The 18,348-nt window shown below is 31.3% G+C and carries 11 protein-coding genes; 7 read left to right on the top strand and 4 right to left on the bottom strand.

Annotated elements, in window-relative coordinates; translation table 11 throughout:
• The first annotated feature begins 54 nt into the window (after window positions 1-54).
• From carA to ctlX, 5 genes are all read left to right on the top strand, one after another.
• Entirely contained in the window at window positions 55-1,161 is a 1,107-nt protein-coding gene (gene carA / locus GQR97_RS02480) for a glutamine-hydrolyzing carbamoyl-phosphate synthase small subunit (RefSeq protein ID WP_158844882.1), read from the top strand.
• A gap of 164 nt (window positions 1,162-1,325) precedes the next feature.
• Window positions 1,326-2,618: a phosphopyruvate hydratase gene (gene eno, locus GQR97_RS02475; RefSeq protein ID WP_158844879.1), complete on the top strand. Its 1,293-nt coding sequence runs from the start codon at window positions 1,326-1,328 to the stop codon at window positions 2,616-2,618.
• A 174-nt stretch (window positions 2,619-2,792) separates the two neighbouring features.
• A complete protein-coding gene (locus GQR97_RS02470) occupies window positions 2,793-4,079 on the top strand; it encodes a citrate synthase (protein WP_158844876.1) in 1,287 nt (428 codons plus the stop codon).
• Window positions 4,080-4,150: 71 nt separating this feature from the next.
• Window positions 4,151-5,065 (top strand): dimethylarginine dimethylaminohydrolase family protein, encoded by a 915-nt coding sequence (locus GQR97_RS02465; RefSeq protein WP_158844862.1) that lies wholly within the window; start codon window positions 4,151-4,153, stop codon window positions 5,063-5,065.
• Window positions 5,066-5,159: 94 nt separating this feature from the next.
• A complete protein-coding gene (ctlX, locus tag GQR97_RS02460; protein ID WP_158844859.1) occupies window positions 5,160-6,095 on the top strand; it encodes a citrulline utilization hydrolase CtlX in 936 nt (311 codons plus the stop codon).
• 2 nt (window positions 6,096-6,097) lie between these two features.
• On the opposite strand, the gene GQR97_RS02455 is transcribed toward ctlX, so the two are convergent.
• Entirely contained in the window at window positions 6,098-8,167 is a 2,070-nt protein-coding gene (locus GQR97_RS02455; RefSeq protein WP_158844856.1) for an ATP-binding protein, read from the bottom strand.
• Window positions 8,168-8,624: 457 nt separating this feature from the next.
• On the opposite strand from GQR97_RS02455, the gene argS reads away from it, so the two are divergent.
• Window positions 8,625-10,400: an arginine--tRNA ligase gene (gene argS, locus GQR97_RS02450; protein ID WP_158844853.1), complete on the top strand. Its 1,776-nt coding sequence runs from the start codon at window positions 8,625-8,627 to the stop codon at window positions 10,398-10,400.
• Window positions 10,401-10,489: 89 nt separating this feature from the next.
• On the opposite strand, the gene GQR97_RS02445 is transcribed toward argS, so the two are convergent.
• The 3 genes from GQR97_RS02445 to GQR97_RS02435 form a co-directional block, all read right to left on the bottom strand.
• A complete protein-coding gene (locus GQR97_RS02445) occupies window positions 10,490-11,539 on the bottom strand; it encodes a nucleoid-associated protein (protein WP_158844851.1) in 1,050 nt (349 codons plus the stop codon).
• 51 nt (window positions 11,540-11,590) lie between these two features.
• Window positions 11,591-14,020: a ribonuclease HII gene (locus GQR97_RS02440; protein WP_158844848.1), complete on the bottom strand. Its 2,430-nt coding sequence runs from the start codon at window positions 14,018-14,020 to the stop codon at window positions 11,591-11,593.
• Between the two features lie 100 nt (window positions 14,021-14,120).
• A complete protein-coding gene (locus tag GQR97_RS02435) occupies window positions 14,121-14,720 on the bottom strand; it encodes a ribonuclease HII (protein ID WP_158844845.1) in 600 nt (199 codons plus the stop codon).
• Window positions 14,721-14,972: 252 nt separating this feature from the next.
• Between GQR97_RS02435 and GQR97_RS02430 the strand changes: the two genes are divergently transcribed.
• Window positions 14,973-18,341 (top strand): SusC/RagA family TonB-linked outer membrane protein, encoded by a 3,369-nt coding sequence (locus tag GQR97_RS02430; protein WP_158844842.1) that lies wholly within the window; start codon window positions 14,973-14,975, stop codon window positions 18,339-18,341.
• Window positions 18,342-18,348: the final 7 nt, after the last annotated feature.

Below are 18,348 nucleotides of genomic sequence, written 5' to 3'. Positions count from 1 at the left end.
TGTGCAAATTTGTAAAACTTTTGTTCCTTATACAAGGAATTTTATCTCAACTATATGAAATATCAAAAAAGACAAAAAGCTATCATCATATTAGCAGATGGTACCATTTTTTACGGTAAAGCAGTAGCTAACAAGCAAGGCACTGCATTTGGAGAAGTATGTTTTAACACTGGAATGACAGGTTATCAAGAAATTTTTACCGATCCTTCGTATTATGGCCAGTTAATGGTAGCTACCAATGCACATATTGGTAATTATGGAACGAACGCAAATGAAGTAGAATCTGATTCTATTAAAATAGCAGGGCTTATCGTTAAAAATTTTAGTTACGAATATTCTAGAGATGATTCTGATGCTTCATTAGAAGAATTTTTGGATAAAAATAATCTACTTGCGATTTCGGATGTCGATACACGTGCTTTAGTAAGTTATATTCGTGATAATGGTGCTATGAATGCGGTTATTTCTACGGAAGTAGATAATGTTGAAGGTTTAAAAAAACAGTTAGCAGAACAACCTAATATGGAAGGCTTAGAGTTGGCATCACAGGTTTCTACAAAGGAACCATACTTTTATGGTGATGAAAATGCAACATATAAAGTAGCTGCTTTAGATATTGGAATTAAAAAGAATATCCTTAGAAATATTGCTAAAAGAGATGCTTACATTAAAGTGTTTCCATACAATGCTAAATTTGAAGATTTGCAAGCTTTCAATCCAGATGGATATTTCTTATCAAATGGCCCTGGTGATCCAGAACCATTGGTAGATGCGCAAGCTGTGGCAAAAGAAATTATAAAACGTAATTTGCCTTTATTCGGTATTTGTTTGGGGCATCAAGTTATTGCATTGGCGAATGGGGTTTCAACCTATAAAATGCATAACGGGCACCGAGGCATAAATCATCCTGTTAAAAATCTAATTACTGGTAAAGGTGAAGTTACATCTCAAAATCACGGTTTTGCAGTTAATAGAGAAGAAGCTGAAGCTAATCTAGATTTAGAGATTACTCATCTTCATTTAAACGATGATACGGTTGCAGGTTTAGCAATGAAAGATAAGAATTGTTTCTCAGTTCAATATCATCCAGAAGCTAGTCCAGGACCTCATGATTCTGAATATTTATTCGATCAATTTATCGAAAATATAAAAAATAAATAATTATTTTAAATAAAAGAAAACCTCAAATAATCTATACGTTATATGAGGTTTTCTTTTACTAAAACGTTGTAGAAGTGTTTTTATAAATTTATTTAAAAACATATAAAAATTCACAAGATTAAACCGTAAATTTGAAGTAATAATAAGACTAAAAAAACAAAATTATGAGCATAATAATTAATATCCATGCTAGACAAATTTTTGATTCTAGAGGAAATCCTACTGTTGAAGTAGATGTTGTAACAGAAAACGATGTTTTAGGAAGAGCTGCTGTGCCATCTGGCGCATCTACAGGAGAGCATGAAGCCGTTGAATTAAGAGATGGTGGTAATGCATACATGGGCAAAGGTGTTTTAAAAGCCGTTGACAATGTTAATTCTATTATTGCTCAAGAATTATTAGGTGTTTCTGTATTCGAACAAAATCTAATCGATAAGATGATGATTGAGTTGGACGGAACTCCAAACAAATCAAAATTAGGTGCCAATGCTATTTTAGGTGTGTCTTTAGCGGTTGCTAAAGCTGCAGCTGGTGAGTTAGGTTTACCTTTATACCGTTACGTAGGTGGTGTTTCTGCTAATACGTTACCATTACCAATGATGAACATTATTAACGGTGGTTCTCATAGTGATGCTCCAATTGCGTTTCAAGAATTTATGATCATGCCTGTTAAAGCTAAAAACTTTACACATGCTATGCAAATGGGAACTGAAATTTTCCATAACCTTAAAAAAGTATTACACGATAGAGATTTAAGTACTGCTGTTGGTGATGAAGGTGGTTTTGCTCCTAATTTACCAGGCGGAACAGAAGATGCTTTAGAAACTATTGCAAAAGCGGTTGAAAATGCAGGTTATAAATTTGGTGACGAAGTGAAAATTGCTTTAGATTGTGCTTCTGCAGAATTTTTTGTTGATGGAAAATATGATTATACTAAATTCGAAGGAGATAAAGGTATGATTAGAACTTCAAAAGAACAAGCTGAATATTTAGCTGAATTGGCTGCTAAGTATCCAATTATTTCTATTGAAGACGGAATGGATGAAAACGATTGGGAAGGAACTAAATACCTTACTGAATTAATTGGAGATAAAGTACAATTAGTTGGTGATGATTTATTTGTAACTAACGTAGAGCGTTTAGCTCGTGGTATTAAAGAAGGTATTGCTAATTCAATCTTGATTAAAGTAAACCAAATTGGTTCTTTAACTGAAACTATTGCTGCTGTAAACATGGCTAAAAATGCTGGTTATACAACTGTAATGTCTCACCGTTCTGGAGAAACTGAAGATACAACTATTGCAGATTTAGCAGTAGCGCTTAATTGTGGTCAAATTAAAACAGGATCTGCTTCACGTAGTGATCGTATGGCTAAATACAATCAATTACTTCGTATTGAAGAAGAATTGGGTGAAGTAGCTTATTTTCCTCAAGAAAATGCATTCAAAGTAAAATAAACCACATTTTTTAAGTTTATATATCAAAAGCGATTATTTTTTTAATAATCGCTTTTTTATTGACTATTGTTGTTAATAATTCTTAAAATGACGAAATGGTTTGCGATATTCTAAAATAAATAAGCAGATATTTTGTAAATTAGCCCAACTTAAATTAAATTTTTTTATAAAACTATGTCAAATAAAGCTATACTAGAAATAAACGGCAAAAAACACGAGTTTCCTTTAATTACAGGAACGGAAGATGAAGTAGCCATGGATATTAAAACGTTTAGAAGCGTAACAGGTGGTGTAACCACCTTAGATCCAGGTTTTAAGAATACAGGATCGTGTGAAAGTGCTATAACATTTTTAGATGGCGAAAAAGGTATTTTGCGTTACAGAGGTTATTCTATCGAAGAATTAGCTGAAAAAGCTGATTTTTTAGAGGTTGCTTTTCTTCTAATTTTTGGAGAACTTCCAAATAAAGAGCAACTTGAAAAGTTTCATGATGATATCAAGAAAAACTCAATAGTTGATGAGGACGTTCATAAAATTTTAGACGCTTTCCCAAAATCTGCACACCCAATGGGTGTTTTATCATCTTTAACGAGTGCGTTAACAGCTTTTAATCCAAGTTCAGTTAATGTGGATTCCGAAGAAGATTTGTATCATACCATCGTAAAAATATTAGGTAAATTTCCTGTATTAGTAGCATGGACCATGCGTAAAAAGAGTGGCTTACCGCTTGATTATGGTGACAAGAATTTAGGTTACGTGGAAAACATTCTTAAAATGATGTTTAAACAACCTAATGAAGAGTATGTACATGATGAAGTTTTAATTAATGCTTTAGATAAACTATTAATTTTACATGCAGATCACGAGCAAAACTGTTCTACATCTACGGTTAGAATTGTTGGTTCATCGCATGCCGGATTATTTGCATCAATTTCTGCTGGTATTTCTGCATTATGGGGACCACTTCATGGTGGTGCTAATCAAGCCGTTTTAGAAATGCTGGAAGCTATAAAAGCTGATGATGGAGATACTAAAAAATACATGGCAAAAGCTAAAGATAAAAATGATCCTTTTCGTCTAATGGGCTTTGGGCATCGTGTTTATAAAAACTTCGATCCACGTGCAAAAATTATTAAAATAGCTGCCGATGAAGTTTTAGATGATTTAGGTGTCGATGATCCTATCTTGTCTATTGCAAAAGGTCTTGAAAAAGAAGCTTTAGAAGATAAGTACTTTGTTGATAGAAATTTATATCCTAACGTTGATTTCTATTCAGGAATTATCTATAGAGCTATGGGTATCCCAACAGATATGTTTACTGTAATGTTCGCTTTAGGACGCTTACCAGGTTGGATTGCTCAATGGCGTGAAATGCGTTTAAACAAAGAGCCAATTGGTCGCCCAAGACAATTATATGTAGGTAAAACTTTAAGAAGTTTTGTTCCTGTAGAAAAAAGATAAAATAACATCTTTTAAAAAATAAAGAAAGCTTCATAACTTAATTGTTATGGAGCTTTTTTTATATTTACCGAATGATAGAATTAAATGTTAAAAACGAAACGTCAAGACTGCGTGCCGTTATTTTAGGTATAGCAGAAAGTAATGGATCAGTTCCGGCAGTAGAAGATTGCTACGACCCTAAAAGTGTGGAACATGTATTGGCAGGTACTTATCCTAAAGAAGTTGATATGATTTCTGAATTGGATGAAGTTGCTGAAGTTTTTAAGAAATATGAAGTCAAGGTTTACCGCCCAAATGTTATTAAGGATTGTAACCAGATATTTTCTCGGGACATCGCTTTTGTAATTGAAGATAAGATAATTAGGGCTAATATTTTACCTAATAGGGAAGAAGAAGTTGAGGCTATTCATTATGTTTGGGATCAAGTTGAAAGTGAAAACAGAATTATACTTCCAGAAGAGTGCCATGTTGAGGGTGGAGATGTGATGCCGTGGAATGGTTATATTTTTATTGGAACTTATTCTGGTGATGATTATCCAGATTTAATAACCGCGCGTACAAATATGGACGCTGTTATTGCAATACAAGAATTGTTTCCAGAGAAAATAGTAAAGTCTTTTGAGCTTCGAAAATCGAACACTGTCGCTAAAGAAAATGCACTTCATCTAGATTGTTGCTTCCAACCCATAGGAAAAGATAAAGCCATAATCCATAAAAACGGTTTTTTGGTTGAAAAGGAATACGAATGGTTAGTTGATTTCTTCGGAAAGGACAAGGTTTTCGAAATAACGAAAGATGAAATGTATCAGATGAATAGTAATGTGTTCTCTATTTCGGAAGATGTTATTGTTTCTGATAAGAATTTCACACGTTTAAACACTTGGTTGCGTAGTGAGGGTTTTATAGTAGAAGAGGTTTCGTATACTGAAATAAGTAAGCAAGAAGGCTTATTACGTTGTACTACAATGCCATTAATTCGAGATTAATTTTGAAAGCTTTTAACACCAATTATTTTATCTTATAAAACCTTGTTTTTATCTCTTAAATAACCATAGTTTTGTAATACACTCTTCATAAATTATGCAACAGACTACAAATACTATTTTAATGATTCGTCCGATTAATTTTAGGATGAATGAACAAACGGCTGTAAATAATTATTACCAAAAGGATTTAGAAAATACTTTATCTAAAACGGTTAATGCAAAAGCTCAGCAGGAATTCGATATTTATGTTGATAAATTAAGAAACATTGGAGTAAACGTAATCGTAGTTAATGATACCGAGGATACCGATACACCAGATTCTATTTTCCCTAATAACTGGGTGTCATTTCACGAAAATGGGAATGTAGGTTTATATCCTATGTTTGCCGAAAATCGTCGTGTAGAGCGTCGTGAAGATATTTTGGAAACTCTCGAAGAAAATGGATTTGTAATAAATAACGTTATAGATTATACAACAGCTGAAGATGAAGATGTTTTTTTAGAAGGAACAGGAAGTGTAATTCTAGATCGTGTAAATCGTAAGGCTTATTGTGCGTTATCCCCAAGAGCCGACGAAGATTTATTTATAGAATTCTGTGAAGACTTTGAGTTTTTTCCTGTTATTTTTAATGCGAATCAAACTGTTGAAGGAAAAAGGAAAGCTATTTATCATACCAACGTTATGATGTGTGTTGGAGAAACTTTTGCTGTAATTTGTTTAAGCAGTATTGATGATAAAAAGGAACGTAAAAATGTAATTAAACATTTAAAAGATGATGGGAAGGCCATTATAGATATTACCGAAGCTCAGGTTAATAATTTCGCTGGAAATATGCTGCAAGTTAAAGGTAACAATAATGAAGCTTATTTAATTATGAGCCAAGCAGCTTATGATAGTTTAACAAAGCAGCAAATAAAGAGCTTAGAGCAGCATAATAAAATATTGTCGAGCTCATTAAGTACTATTGAATTTTGTGGAGGAGGAAGTGCACGCTGTATGATGGCCGAAGTATTTTTGCCAAAAGCTTAAGCTTATTCTAAAGGTTTTGATTTAGGAAGCTGAATATAAAAAGTACTACCTACGTTTACCATACTTTCTACCCAAATTTTACCATTGTTAAGTTCAATAAGCTCTTTACAAATAGGTAAGCCTAAACCAGTACCTTTTTCATTATTTGTTCCAGAGGTTGTAAAAGGTGTGCTTGTAAAAAGTTTATTGATGTTTGCTTCTGGTATGCCTATGCCTGTATCAGCAATACTCACGATGCAACTTCCATTGTTTATATGGTTTGTTATGCTTATTACATCGCCTTTTTTGCAAAATTTAAGTGCGTTTGCTAATAAGTTTTGTATCACTATTTCAAACATACTTCTATCTGCAAAAGCAAAATCACGGAGTGAATTATTCATTAAAGTAATACCTTTCTTTTCCATTCGTTGTTCAACAAGTTGTACTTTATCTTTAAATACTTCTTGGACATCAAATAGAGAGGGCTTCGGCTCTAGTGATTGCATTTGAGATTTAGACCAATTCAATAAATTAAAAAGCAATAGTGATGCATTATTTGCATTCTCACTTAGCTCAGGAATTAAAGTATCGAACTCTTCTTTTGTTAAAGAACCGTCTTTAAGTAAGTTTATAAAACCTGTTATGGATGAAAGGGAATCTTTTAAATCGTGTGAGATAATAGAAAATAATTTATCTTTTACATTGATTACATTTTCAAGATTTTGCGTTTCTTCTAAAAATGCTGTGTTTTCTAATTCAAGTGAGCTCTTTTTTTCTTCTAGATCTGCAATTATTTTAATATTATTATTACGTTTAATGTATAGAATTACTAGAATAAAAATAGCGATACAAAGTGAAAATATTAAAAAATAAACAATGAAATTATAGTGATTAAATTTTAATCTACTTCCAGTTTCCTCATTATTAGGTGTTGTTATTCCTTTTGCTAGACTAGGACTCTCTAATTTATTAAACTCAGAATTTAAATCTATAGAGGCAGCATTGATTACAGGAGCATTTATAACTTCAATAGGTAATTCTAACTCTGATTTTAATTCATAATATTTACCTTGCCAGATAAAAGCATTATAGAAATTCCGTTGAGTAGAATCAACAGCTTTCATTAATTTGTATTGCTTAAGTAGTTCTGGTTTATTATTTAATTCTTTTGCGATTTCGCCAGCTTCAATAAGTTGTTTTTTGGCCGTTTTTAAACGGTTTTTTTGTAAATTTAAATCACCAAGATTATTTAGTACAGTTAGTAAATTTTGTTTATTGTTACTTTTTCTGTTTAAATTATAGCCTTTAACTAAGTATTTCGTGGCTTTAGCGTAGTTTTTAGTTGCTAAATATTCACCACCTAATTTAGGGTATATCGACGCGCGTAAGGTATCTGAGATACTATTAATATTTAGTGATTTTTCAAAATAATAAATAGATTTTTTATGGTTGCTTTCATTATAATAAAGATTAGAAAGGCGTTTATATGTATTGTTTATCTCTGTTGAATCTTTTAATTGCTCTTGGAATGTTAGAGCTTTTAAATTGTAATTAATAGCTGCTTCTTGATTATTAATTTTGTAGTAAGTATCGGCTAAATTAGTGTATGCTAGGCAAAGTTCTTTTTTCAAGTTACTTTGTTCTAGAACTTTTATTGCTGCTAAGGAGTGTTCTATACCTTTAGTAAAGTTACCACGCTCGCTTTCTATTACCCCAATATTATTATTGATATTGGCAATGGCAATATCATCATGTTGTTCCGTAAATAAACTTTTCGCTTTTGCAAAAGCACTTATCGCATTTATATAATCGTTTTTTTCTGCATAGTAAAGTGCTTTGTAAAATGTTGTTTCTGCAATACCTTTTTTGTAATTGAAGGAATAAGATAACTTTTCACTAGCTTGAACATATTTCATTGCTCTATCATACTCTTTTAAAGCATACAGCGATTTAATTAAATGTAAATATGGTACAACTTTAGTCGAGTCTTGTTTTTGAAAAGCGAGTTCAATAAACAGACTGTCTATTTCTTTGGTTTGAGCGTAACCAAGAAAGATAGTTAAAAATAGAAAAGACGTGATTATTTTTTTCATAAAACGTCACAACACTTTGAGTTATAAACAATATAGCCTGATAGAAATGAGAGTGGTTATATTTGTTTTAACTTTTAGTAAACTGTTAGTTAGGTGTTCTTAAAAATTAATTTATTTTTTGTTTCAAATAGCATTATGTTGCTAAATTTGTGAAAACTGTGTTTATAATCTAATTTTCAGGGTTTATTACCGATATATTAGATGAAATACGTATTGTTTTTTATCTAATATTCGACGAATAGGTGAAAAGCCATAAAGACTGATGAAATACATGTTAGCACGGTATCGTAACATTCTAACGCGATATAGTATAGCTCTTGTTAACAGAGGTATATGGCTACAAAACAATCTATTTTTTAATTGTAAAAACCAGAGTGTTTACTTTTATATATTAAGCTAAGTTTTTATAATTAAGCATAAATAAAATTTTATCTTTGCGCACTTAAAGTTAGAATACATGAATCTTCAAGAAACCTTATCAAATCAAGTAAAACAAGCCGTTTTATCTTCATATAAAGTAGAATTAGAAACCGTAGAATTTCAAGCAACAAGAAAAGAATTTGCTGGCGATATTACGGTTGTTGTATTTCCTATGTTACGTTTTGTAAAAGGAAATCCTGTGCAAATAGGTGAAACTATCGGTAACTATTTGGTAGATAATATTAGTAATGTAAAGGCTTTTAATGTTGTTAAAGGCTTTTTGAATATTGAAATTAGCGATTCGTATTTCATCGATTTTTTCAATAATATAAAAGGGGAAACAACTTATGGTTTGGTTTCTTTAAAAGAAGATGAAAAAGCGGTTATGGTAGAGTATTCTTCACCTAACACAAATAAACCACTTCATTTAGGTCACGTAAGAAACAACCTTTTAGGGTATAGTGTTGCCGAAATTTTAAAGGCTTCGGGTAAAAAAGTATATAAAACTCAAATTATAAACGATCGAGGTATCCATATTTGTAAAAGTATGTTGGCTTGGCAGAAGTTTGGCGAAGGTGAAACTCCTCAGTCTACGGGGTTAAAAGGTGATAAATTGGTAGGAAACTACTACGTTAAATTCGACCAAGAATATAAAAAAGAAATTCAAGAGTTAATTTCTAACGGAAGCTCTGAAGAAGATGCAAAAAAGAATGCTCCAATTTTGATTGAAGCGCAAAGTATGCTTTTAAAATGGGAAGCTGGTGATGAGGAAGTCGTTGAGCTTTGGAAAGAAATGAATAGCTGGGTTTACGAAGGTTTTAATGTAACCTATAAAAACTTAGGCGTCGATTTTGATACCTTATATTACGAAAGTAACACCTATTTATTAGGGAAAGAATTTGTAGAGCAAGGCCTTAAGTCAGGTGTTTTTGTAAAAGAGGAAGATGGATCGGTTTGGTGTGATTTAACCGAGGATGGTCTTGATAAAAAAATAGTACAGCGATCGGACGGTACAGCAGTCTACATGACTCAAGATATTGGGACAGCTATACAACGTATAAAGGATTTTCCTGATGTTGGTGGTATGGTTTACACCGTAGGAAACGAACAAGATTATCATTTTAAAGTGTTGTTTTTAATTCTGAAGAAACTAGGATTCGATTGGGCAGATAATCTATATCATTTAAGTTATGGTATGGTAGATTTACCTAGCGGAAAAATGAAAAGCCGTGAAGGAACTGTTGTTGATGCTGATGAATTAGTTGAAGAAATGGCTAAAACGGCTGGTGAAATTTCTGAGGAATTAGGAAAGCTTGATGGTTATTCTGAAACTGAAAAAGAAGAACTTTATAAAATAATAGGTCTGGGTGCATTAAAATATCATATTTTAAAAGTAGATCCAAAAAAACGTATTTTATTCGATCCAAAAGAATCTATTGATTTTCAAGGAGATACAGGGCCATTTATTCAATATACGTATGCAAGAATTCAATCTATTCTAAGAAAAGCAGATTTAGAAAAAACAGATTTAAAAAGTACAGATTTACATCCAAAAGAAAAAGAATTAATTAAGCAATTACAATTATTTCCAGAGATTATACAAAATGCTGCAGAGCAACACAGTCCTGCTTTAATTGCTAATTACACATACGATTTGGTGAAAGAATTTAATTCATTTTACCAAAATGTATCTATTTTAGGAGCCGATAATGATATCGAAAAGCAATTAAGAGTACAACTATCAAACACTGTTGCAAATACTATAAAAAACGCATTCTTATTATTAGGAATTCAAGTTCCAGAACGTATGTAATAACGTTAAAACCTTAAGTTTATATCAATAAAAAAGTGGCTTTTCTTTTTAGGAAAGCCACTTTTTTATTGGTTAATTTTAACTATAATCTATGTTTCTTCATTAAAAAACACTTTGTAATAGTGCATCTTCTTTTCTTCATCATAACCACGTTCCAGATATTCTTCCGAGGCATCGGGCGCATCAATATCTAGTTTAATTTGTATGTTAGTATCTAGTTTAATATCGGTTTTTATTTTTCGTTTTTCTTTGGTAACTACTGCTTCGGCAACATCAAATTGGTTTCTTATAATATAACTTTGTTCGCCTTCAAATTCTTTTTTAAAGGTATCGAATTCTTTTTTATGTTTATCCTCTTCAAATAATTCATCTTTAAAACGATCAACACTTACTATTTCGTTTTCTTTAAAAAAGTCGATAGATTTTGCTATAAAACTATTTTGTTCTTTCGCACCATAATTCGGTTTTAAAACCTCGGTAGAAAACTCTTTGCAAAGCTCAATATATTGTTGGGTATGGTTGTTAGCATCATCGGCATATTTAATGTTTAAAAAGTGATTAAGCCAATATGCAGCATCGTAACTGTTGTTGTCTACAGTTAAAATAATATTGCCTTCACCATCAGATTGATTTAAGATTAAGCAGCCTTTGTCAACCTTTTTGGAGCTTATTCCGTTTTGTACTAAAACGTCATAATTATTGTTTTCTAAATACGTTTGAAAGAAGTTTACTTTACTTTCAATTTTAAAAATACCAATAGCATTTGTGGTGATATCTCTAAATTCTATCCCTTCAAACATCACAACTAAAACGTCCCCTGTTTTTATTTGTGCCGAACTAGATTGTTCGTATAAGTGTGTTACAATGTGTTTAGAAACTTCTACAAAGGCTTCTTCATCATTAAACATTTGAGAGCTGTAACTGTTTATTTCGTTTAAGGTAATATTTGCATGGTGGTTAAAACGATAACTCTGTACTAGACTTCCAAAGGGGCGGAGTAGAAATGGTAACATTAGCTCGTAACTTGCTTCGTCAAACTCAACGACTTTATCCGAAAAGGCGTTTTTAGTATCGTTAAATTTATTCCCAACTTTATGTATGATGAATTTTGAAATTTCGGCATTTTTTCTTGTAATCATGAGTGTGTTTTTTTAGGTAGAATAGTTTGAGTCTTAAACTAAAAGAATTGGTTAATTAATTTGATAAAGTAACACAGAATTAGAATCTCCTTTAGTTACAAATTCTAAATTTTGGTCTTTATCACTGTTCGCGAAGTCTATTTTAGAATTTGCATACACAGGAAAGTTAGGTAATAATTTAGCCTGGCTATCAAATAAATATGTTTTTTGAGATTGGATATCGGTTACGGATACGTAGATTTTATTGTTTAAATAAAATATTTCTGCATCGGCATAATTTCCGTAATCTAAATTTATAGTTTTATTTCTAATCGTTAATTTATTTTCCGATTGATAAACCAATGTTTTACTGGTTGTCGCTATATTGTGTTGGGCTGATAAGTTTATGTTTTTTGTTGTCGTGTTTCCTTTTGTATCAATGCTTATTAGGTCGCCTTTATTAGTGGTGGTTGTAAATTTACTAAGATACATGTAAATAGGTTTGGCAGAAAATGACAGTTTTGTTTTTGGAGTAACACGAGTTTTTCCAACTCTGTCTAATATTAAAAGTTTACCTAAAGTTTTAATTGCAATATAGTCTTTGTTTCCTATTCTAAAATGTTGAGGCTGAGAAATGATGGTATTTTGTGCCGATTTAAATTTAAACCCTTTTACAACTTTTCCTTTAGTATCGTACATTAAAACATTTTCACTTTGAGTAACTAGTAAGCGATAGCGTTTGTTTTTGTCATAATCAAAAACCGAAAGAGGTTGCGTGATAGCATCATTAAATTTTATTGGAAATTGAGTAACATCTTTTCCTTTTCTATCTAAAAGATAAACACGATTTGGTGTTGCAAAAGCTAGTTGCAATCTTCCGTTTTTATAAATATCAATTTGTTCAATTTTACCTAAGACTGGTCCTTTTAGTTGTTTTTTCCACTGAATTTTTCCACTGTTAGAAATTAAATATAAATTATTTTTAACATCCTGAACTACAATGTCCTTTTGTTTTGTAATATGGTTTGTAACAAATTGTGGTGTATTTAATAGATCTGCATCGAGTTTTATGTTGAATTCTTCGGAAACCGATTGTTCTGCAGCTTTAGCTTTGTTTGTTTTAATGATACCGTTTACATGTGCAAAATTATTATCATATATAAATTGTAATGCCGATGTTTTATAAGGTTCTAGATTTAAATTTAAATCCTCGGTTATATTCTTTTCTATAATATTTTCTAAACTATTTGAATTAATAACCATTAAAATGGAAGCTGCATCGCTTAATTCATTCTGTATATCTTTGAAGTAATTACGAGTGCTTAATGTAGTTTTGTTTTGATAGTTTGAAATAATATTTTGAAGCATTTCAGAGTCTTCAGCAAAAATAAAAAAGTGATCTAAAGCGCAATATAATTTGGCTTGATTAGTAGAAATTAAAGGCGAGAATATTTTTGTAAATAAATCGGGGTTACTAAAGTTGTAAATCGAAACATCTCGATAGGTTTCTGTTATATTTTGTTCTGCTAGCAGAGCATCTTTGGTGGCTATAATATCAGAAGAATTTAATATTATAGCTCGCTTTTTTTCTTCATAAATTACTCCAACTTCGTTAACTTCATCAAATAAAGGAGTTGAAGTAATAATAGAATCTTGCTTTCTAAAAAGAGCTAAGTTATTTTTAAAAACTTTAAAATCGTTAAAGGTAAAACTAATAAAAGCATCACTATTACTGGGGGTGATGTCTTGAATTTGATTCACCTGCGGAACCGTATTTTTAAAAGCATTAATTAAACTCTTAGTAGAATCTGTAGCTTTCGTTATACCATTAAAATATAGGGAGTTTTGGCTAAGTTCGGTGTCTAAAGCTAAGTAATTAGTAAAGGTTTTAAGTTTAATTGAATCTTCAATAAATAAAGACTTTAAGATGTTTGTGTCAGCTTTTATAATTATTGATAAGTTTTCCTCGTCTGTGCTTTTATAAATTCTTTGTTGTTCTTTATTTAGAGTAAAGTCGTTAAAAGTATTTTTAATTGTTTTTTTAGAGGAAGAAGCAATAAAAACACTATCAATAACGGTACTAAAAAATATATTTTCATTAAGCGTACTTTGTAAAATGTGATTGTTTTTTAAAGTAAGTATCTCTTCTTTATAATTGGGTAAAGAGTCTGTAATAAATAAACTATCATGATATTTTGTAATAAGCGTATAGTTTAAACTATCGTTTTTTTCTTTTGAAAAGCAAACTAGTATAGGACTGTTTGATTTTAAAACAGACAAGTTTTCGAATTTACTTTCTAAATTCTGATAATATTTAGATTTTGAAAACTGCTGGATTAACTCATTATTATTTATGCTGTTTTGTAAACTTTCCACATTTCTCGCCTTTATAATAACCTGACTATTTTCTGGGATAAAATCTATTAAGTCTGTACGCTTCTTTTTAGTGTTGGTACAGCTTAAGGTTATAAATAGTAAAAGGGTTATTGAAAAAAATCGCATGGAATGAATTAATTTTTACAAACCTACGATTTTTCGGTTTTATAATATTAAAAAAGTGCTAATTAGAAATGTTAAATTGAATTTATTTGTGGTTATAAAGTTAAGTATTAGGTTGTAACTCTTCTGGTAAAAGACGAAATGTTTTTCTGTGATATTTTGTAATTCCAAACTCCTTAATAGCTCGTCGATGCTCTTTAGTAGGGTAGCCTTTATTTTGTTTCCAATTATACATTGGGAATTCTTCATGAATTTTGTTCATATATAAATCCCGAGCGGTTTTTGCTAATACCGATGCAGCGGCAATGCTTAAATATTTACCATCTCCTTTAATTATAGTTTCAAAGGGAATATCTTTAAAAGGTTTAAATCTATTTCCATCAACAATTATAAATTCAGGCTGTGGCTCAAGTTGTTTAATAGATTTGTGCATGGCTAAAATGGAAGCATTCAATATATTAATAATATCAATTTCTTCTTGAAAAACATGAGCAACAGCAAAGGTTAACGCTTGTGCTTCTATAATAGGTTTTAAAATATCACGCTTTTTCTCACTAAGCTGTTTAGAATCGTTTAAAATGATGTTTTTAAAATTCTTGGGTAAAATTACTGCGGCTGCAGTAACTGGCCCGGCTAAACAGCCTCGTCCAGCTTCGTCTGTGCCACATTCTAAAATGATGTTTGAGTGATTTGCTAAAAGCATATTCTTTTTGTTCCAAAAGTATGAACTTTTGTTTATTGATATGGAGAAATAAAACACTAAAAAATTAGGCTTTGTGGCATTGATAATATTTTGTTATTATTTGAGCAGTGGTTTCAATATTTCACAAATTATGGATATGTAATTTACAAATAACACTAAATACTGCGTTTTTGTTAAAATTTTAACAGATTTCTTTGTTTTTTTAAGATTATATTAAGATGTTTGTGATTGACTAACTCAAATATTTATTTTATGAAATTAAAATTGACATGTTTGCTAATGCTATTTATAGTGTTTTCAAATCAGTTCTCTTATGCTCAACAAAAAACAATTTCAGGTTTAATTACTGACACAAATGGAGTTCCTGTAGCGGGAGTTACTGTTATAGTTAAAGGTAGTAGTCGTGGAGTTGTTTCGGATTTTGATGGGAACTATGCTATTATGGCTAAAGCTGGTGAAGTATTAAAAATGAGCTTTGTTGGCTTAACAACAAAGTTTATTACAGTACAAGATGCTAGTATCATTAATGTTGTAATGACAGAAGATGTGGAAAGTTTGGATACAGTTGTTATCACGGGATATCAAAACGTGAAGCGAGAGCTTTTTACAGGGGCCTCACAAACTATTAAAGCGAAAGATATTAAGCTCGATGGTGTTGCCGATATTTCTAGAGCTTTAGAGGGTAGAGCAGCAGGTGTAAGTGTGCAAAATGTTACTGGTACTTTTGGAGCTGCACCTCGAATTACTATTCGTGGATCGTCTTCTATTTTGGGAGATACTAAGCCAATCTGGATTATTGATGGTGTTCTGCAAGAAGAAATTGTTAGCTTGAGTGTCTCAGATTTAGTTTCGGGAGATGCTAGTACACTATTAAGTTCTGCCGTTGCTGGTTTAAATGCATCAGATGTAGAAAGTTTTGAAATTTTAAAAGATGCTTCAGCAACTGCTTTATATGGAGCAAGAGCTTTAAATGGAGTTGTTGTAATTACAACTAAATCTGGTAAAAAAAATCAAAAGCCTACATTTAATTATACTTCAGAATATGCGGTTAGAGCTGTTCCTAAATATGCTAATTATGATTTATTAAATTCTCAAGAAACTGTTTCTGTTTATAGAGAAATGGAATCTAAAGGGTTTTTAGACTTACCTTCTTCTTTTCAAGGTCGTTATGGTGGTATATATAATATTATGTACAGAGCTATCAATAATTATGACGAAAGTACAGGACAGTATCAATTACAAAACACACCTGAGGCGAGAGCAAAATTTTTACAACAATATGAATTAGCTAATCATGATTGGTTTAAAACATTGTTTAATGCTGCACCAACTCAAACTCATGGTTTAAGTTTTTCTGGTGGTGGAGAAAATTCAACAACTTATGCTTCTTTAGGATATTATACAGATGGCGGGTGGTCTATAGCGGATCGTGTTCGTAGAATTACTGGTAATTTAAGAAATACGTATTACTTAAGTGATGATAAGTTAAAGATAACAACGCAAATACAAGGTTCTATTAGAAATCAATTGGCTCCGGGTACTTTTGCTAGAGAAGAAGATTTAGTTAGTGGTTCTTATACAAGAGATTTTGATATTAATCCATTTAGTTATGCTTTAAATACAAGTAGAGCGTTACGTCCCAGAAATGACGATGGTGAGTTGGAGTATTCAAGATATAACTGGGCACCATTTAATATTATTGATGAATTAGGTAACAATGGTATTGAAATTAATGTTTCCGATTTTAAATTTCAAGGCCAGGCAGAGTATAAAATCAATGATAATTTAACCTATAATTTCTTAGGGTCGTCGCGTTATGCTACATCAAATAATGAACATTCAATTACGGAAAATTCAAATGTTGCTGCAGCATATAGATCAGACGAAACTACTATTGTTCGAGATCAAAATACATTCTTGTTTTCAGATCCAGACACACCAAATGAACCAGCAAGAGTTGTTCTTCCGGTTGGGGGGCTTTTAATAACCTCAAAAAACACCTTAGTTACTTATACTTTTAGAAATACTTTGGATTGGACAAAAAGATTTAAAGATGATGCTCATGGTTTAAGAGTTTATGGAGGTCAAGAGTATCGCTATGCAGATAGAAGTGAAAGTAAAAATACAGGTTACGGTTATCAGTTTGATAGAGGTGGTACTGTTTTTACAGATCCAGATATTTTGAAAAAAGCAATTTTAGAAGGTAATCCATACTTTTCTTCTTCAGAAACAAGACAGCGTGAGGTTTCATTTTTTGCTAATGTAACATACGATTTTGAAAAAAAATATGTATTAAATCTTACCGGGAATTACGAAGGGTCTAATAGAGCAGGGAAATCTTCAGATTCTAGATGGTTACCAACATATACAATAGGTGGTAAATGGAATGTTGATAAAGAAGATTTTATTAAAAAATCTGATGTTATTTCTAGTTTAGCGTTTAGACCTAGTTATGGTCTAGTAGCTCTGTTGGCTAATAATGCTACCAATAATTTAGCTGTTTTTAGAAATCAGATTACAGATAGGAATTATAATGATGATCGTGAAAACTATATTAATATAGAAGATTTACAAAATACGGAGTTAACTTGGGAAAAAACTTTAGAGCTAAACTTAGGTTTAGATATTGGTTTCTTTAATAATAGAATCATGATGAATTTTGATGCCTATTTTAGAAAAGGTAAAGATTTAATAGATTTAATTAGAACAACAGGTATTGGTGGAGAGTCGATAAAGTTAGGGAATAATTCAGAAATGACAACCAACGGTGTTGAATTTCAGTTGAATACGGTGAATGTTGATACGGATAATTTTAGATGGAAAACAGGGTTTAATATCTCTAAATTTAATCAAGAAGTTACTTCTTTAAAACAAGAAGCAAATGTATTCGATTTAGTAACAGGAACAGGACGAGGGAATGCTGTTGGATATCCAAAAGGTTCATTGTTTTCTTTTAAATTTGAAGGTTTAAACGAATGGGGGTTGCCAACATTTTTAACGGAAGATCCAGATTTTGATCCTTCTAAACCTTACGATTTAATAGACTTTCAAGACACTGATAACGTTTTAGATTATTTGCAATATGAAGGTGGAACAGAACCAAACCTTTCAGGTGGTTTAGCAAATAACTTCACTTATAAGAATTGGGATTTTAGTTTCTTTGTATCTTTTTCTGACGGTAATAAAGTTAGACTAAACGCAGCTTATGACTCAGAGTACGATGATTTAGATGTATTTCCAAGAGAGTTTGTTAATAGATGGATTGCTCCTGGAGATGAGAATATTACTAATGTTCCAACAATAGCGTCTTCTAGTTTAATACAATCTTACGGTAGTAATGAATTAGAAAGAGCATATAATGCTTATAACTATTCTACGGAACGAGTTGCAGATGGTGGTTTTATTAGAATGAAAAATATATCATTGGGATATACTTTGGATAAACCAGTAACAGAACGTTTAGGCCTTTCTAATGTTAGAATGAGTTTACAAAGCACAAATCCATTTTTAATTTATTCAGATTCAAAATTAGGGGGTCAAGATCCTGAGTTCTTTAGATCAGGTGGTGTTGCTTACCCAATTTCTAAAATGTTTACTTTTTCACTTAACGTTGGATTTTAATAATAAT

Source organism: Algibacter sp. L1A34 (assembly GCF_009796805.1).
Classification (GTDB): Bacteria; Bacteroidota; Bacteroidia; order Flavobacteriales; family Flavobacteriaceae; genus Algibacter.
The sequence above is the reverse complement of the archived record's forward strand: the minus strand, read 5'-3'. Positions and strand labels throughout refer to the sequence as shown.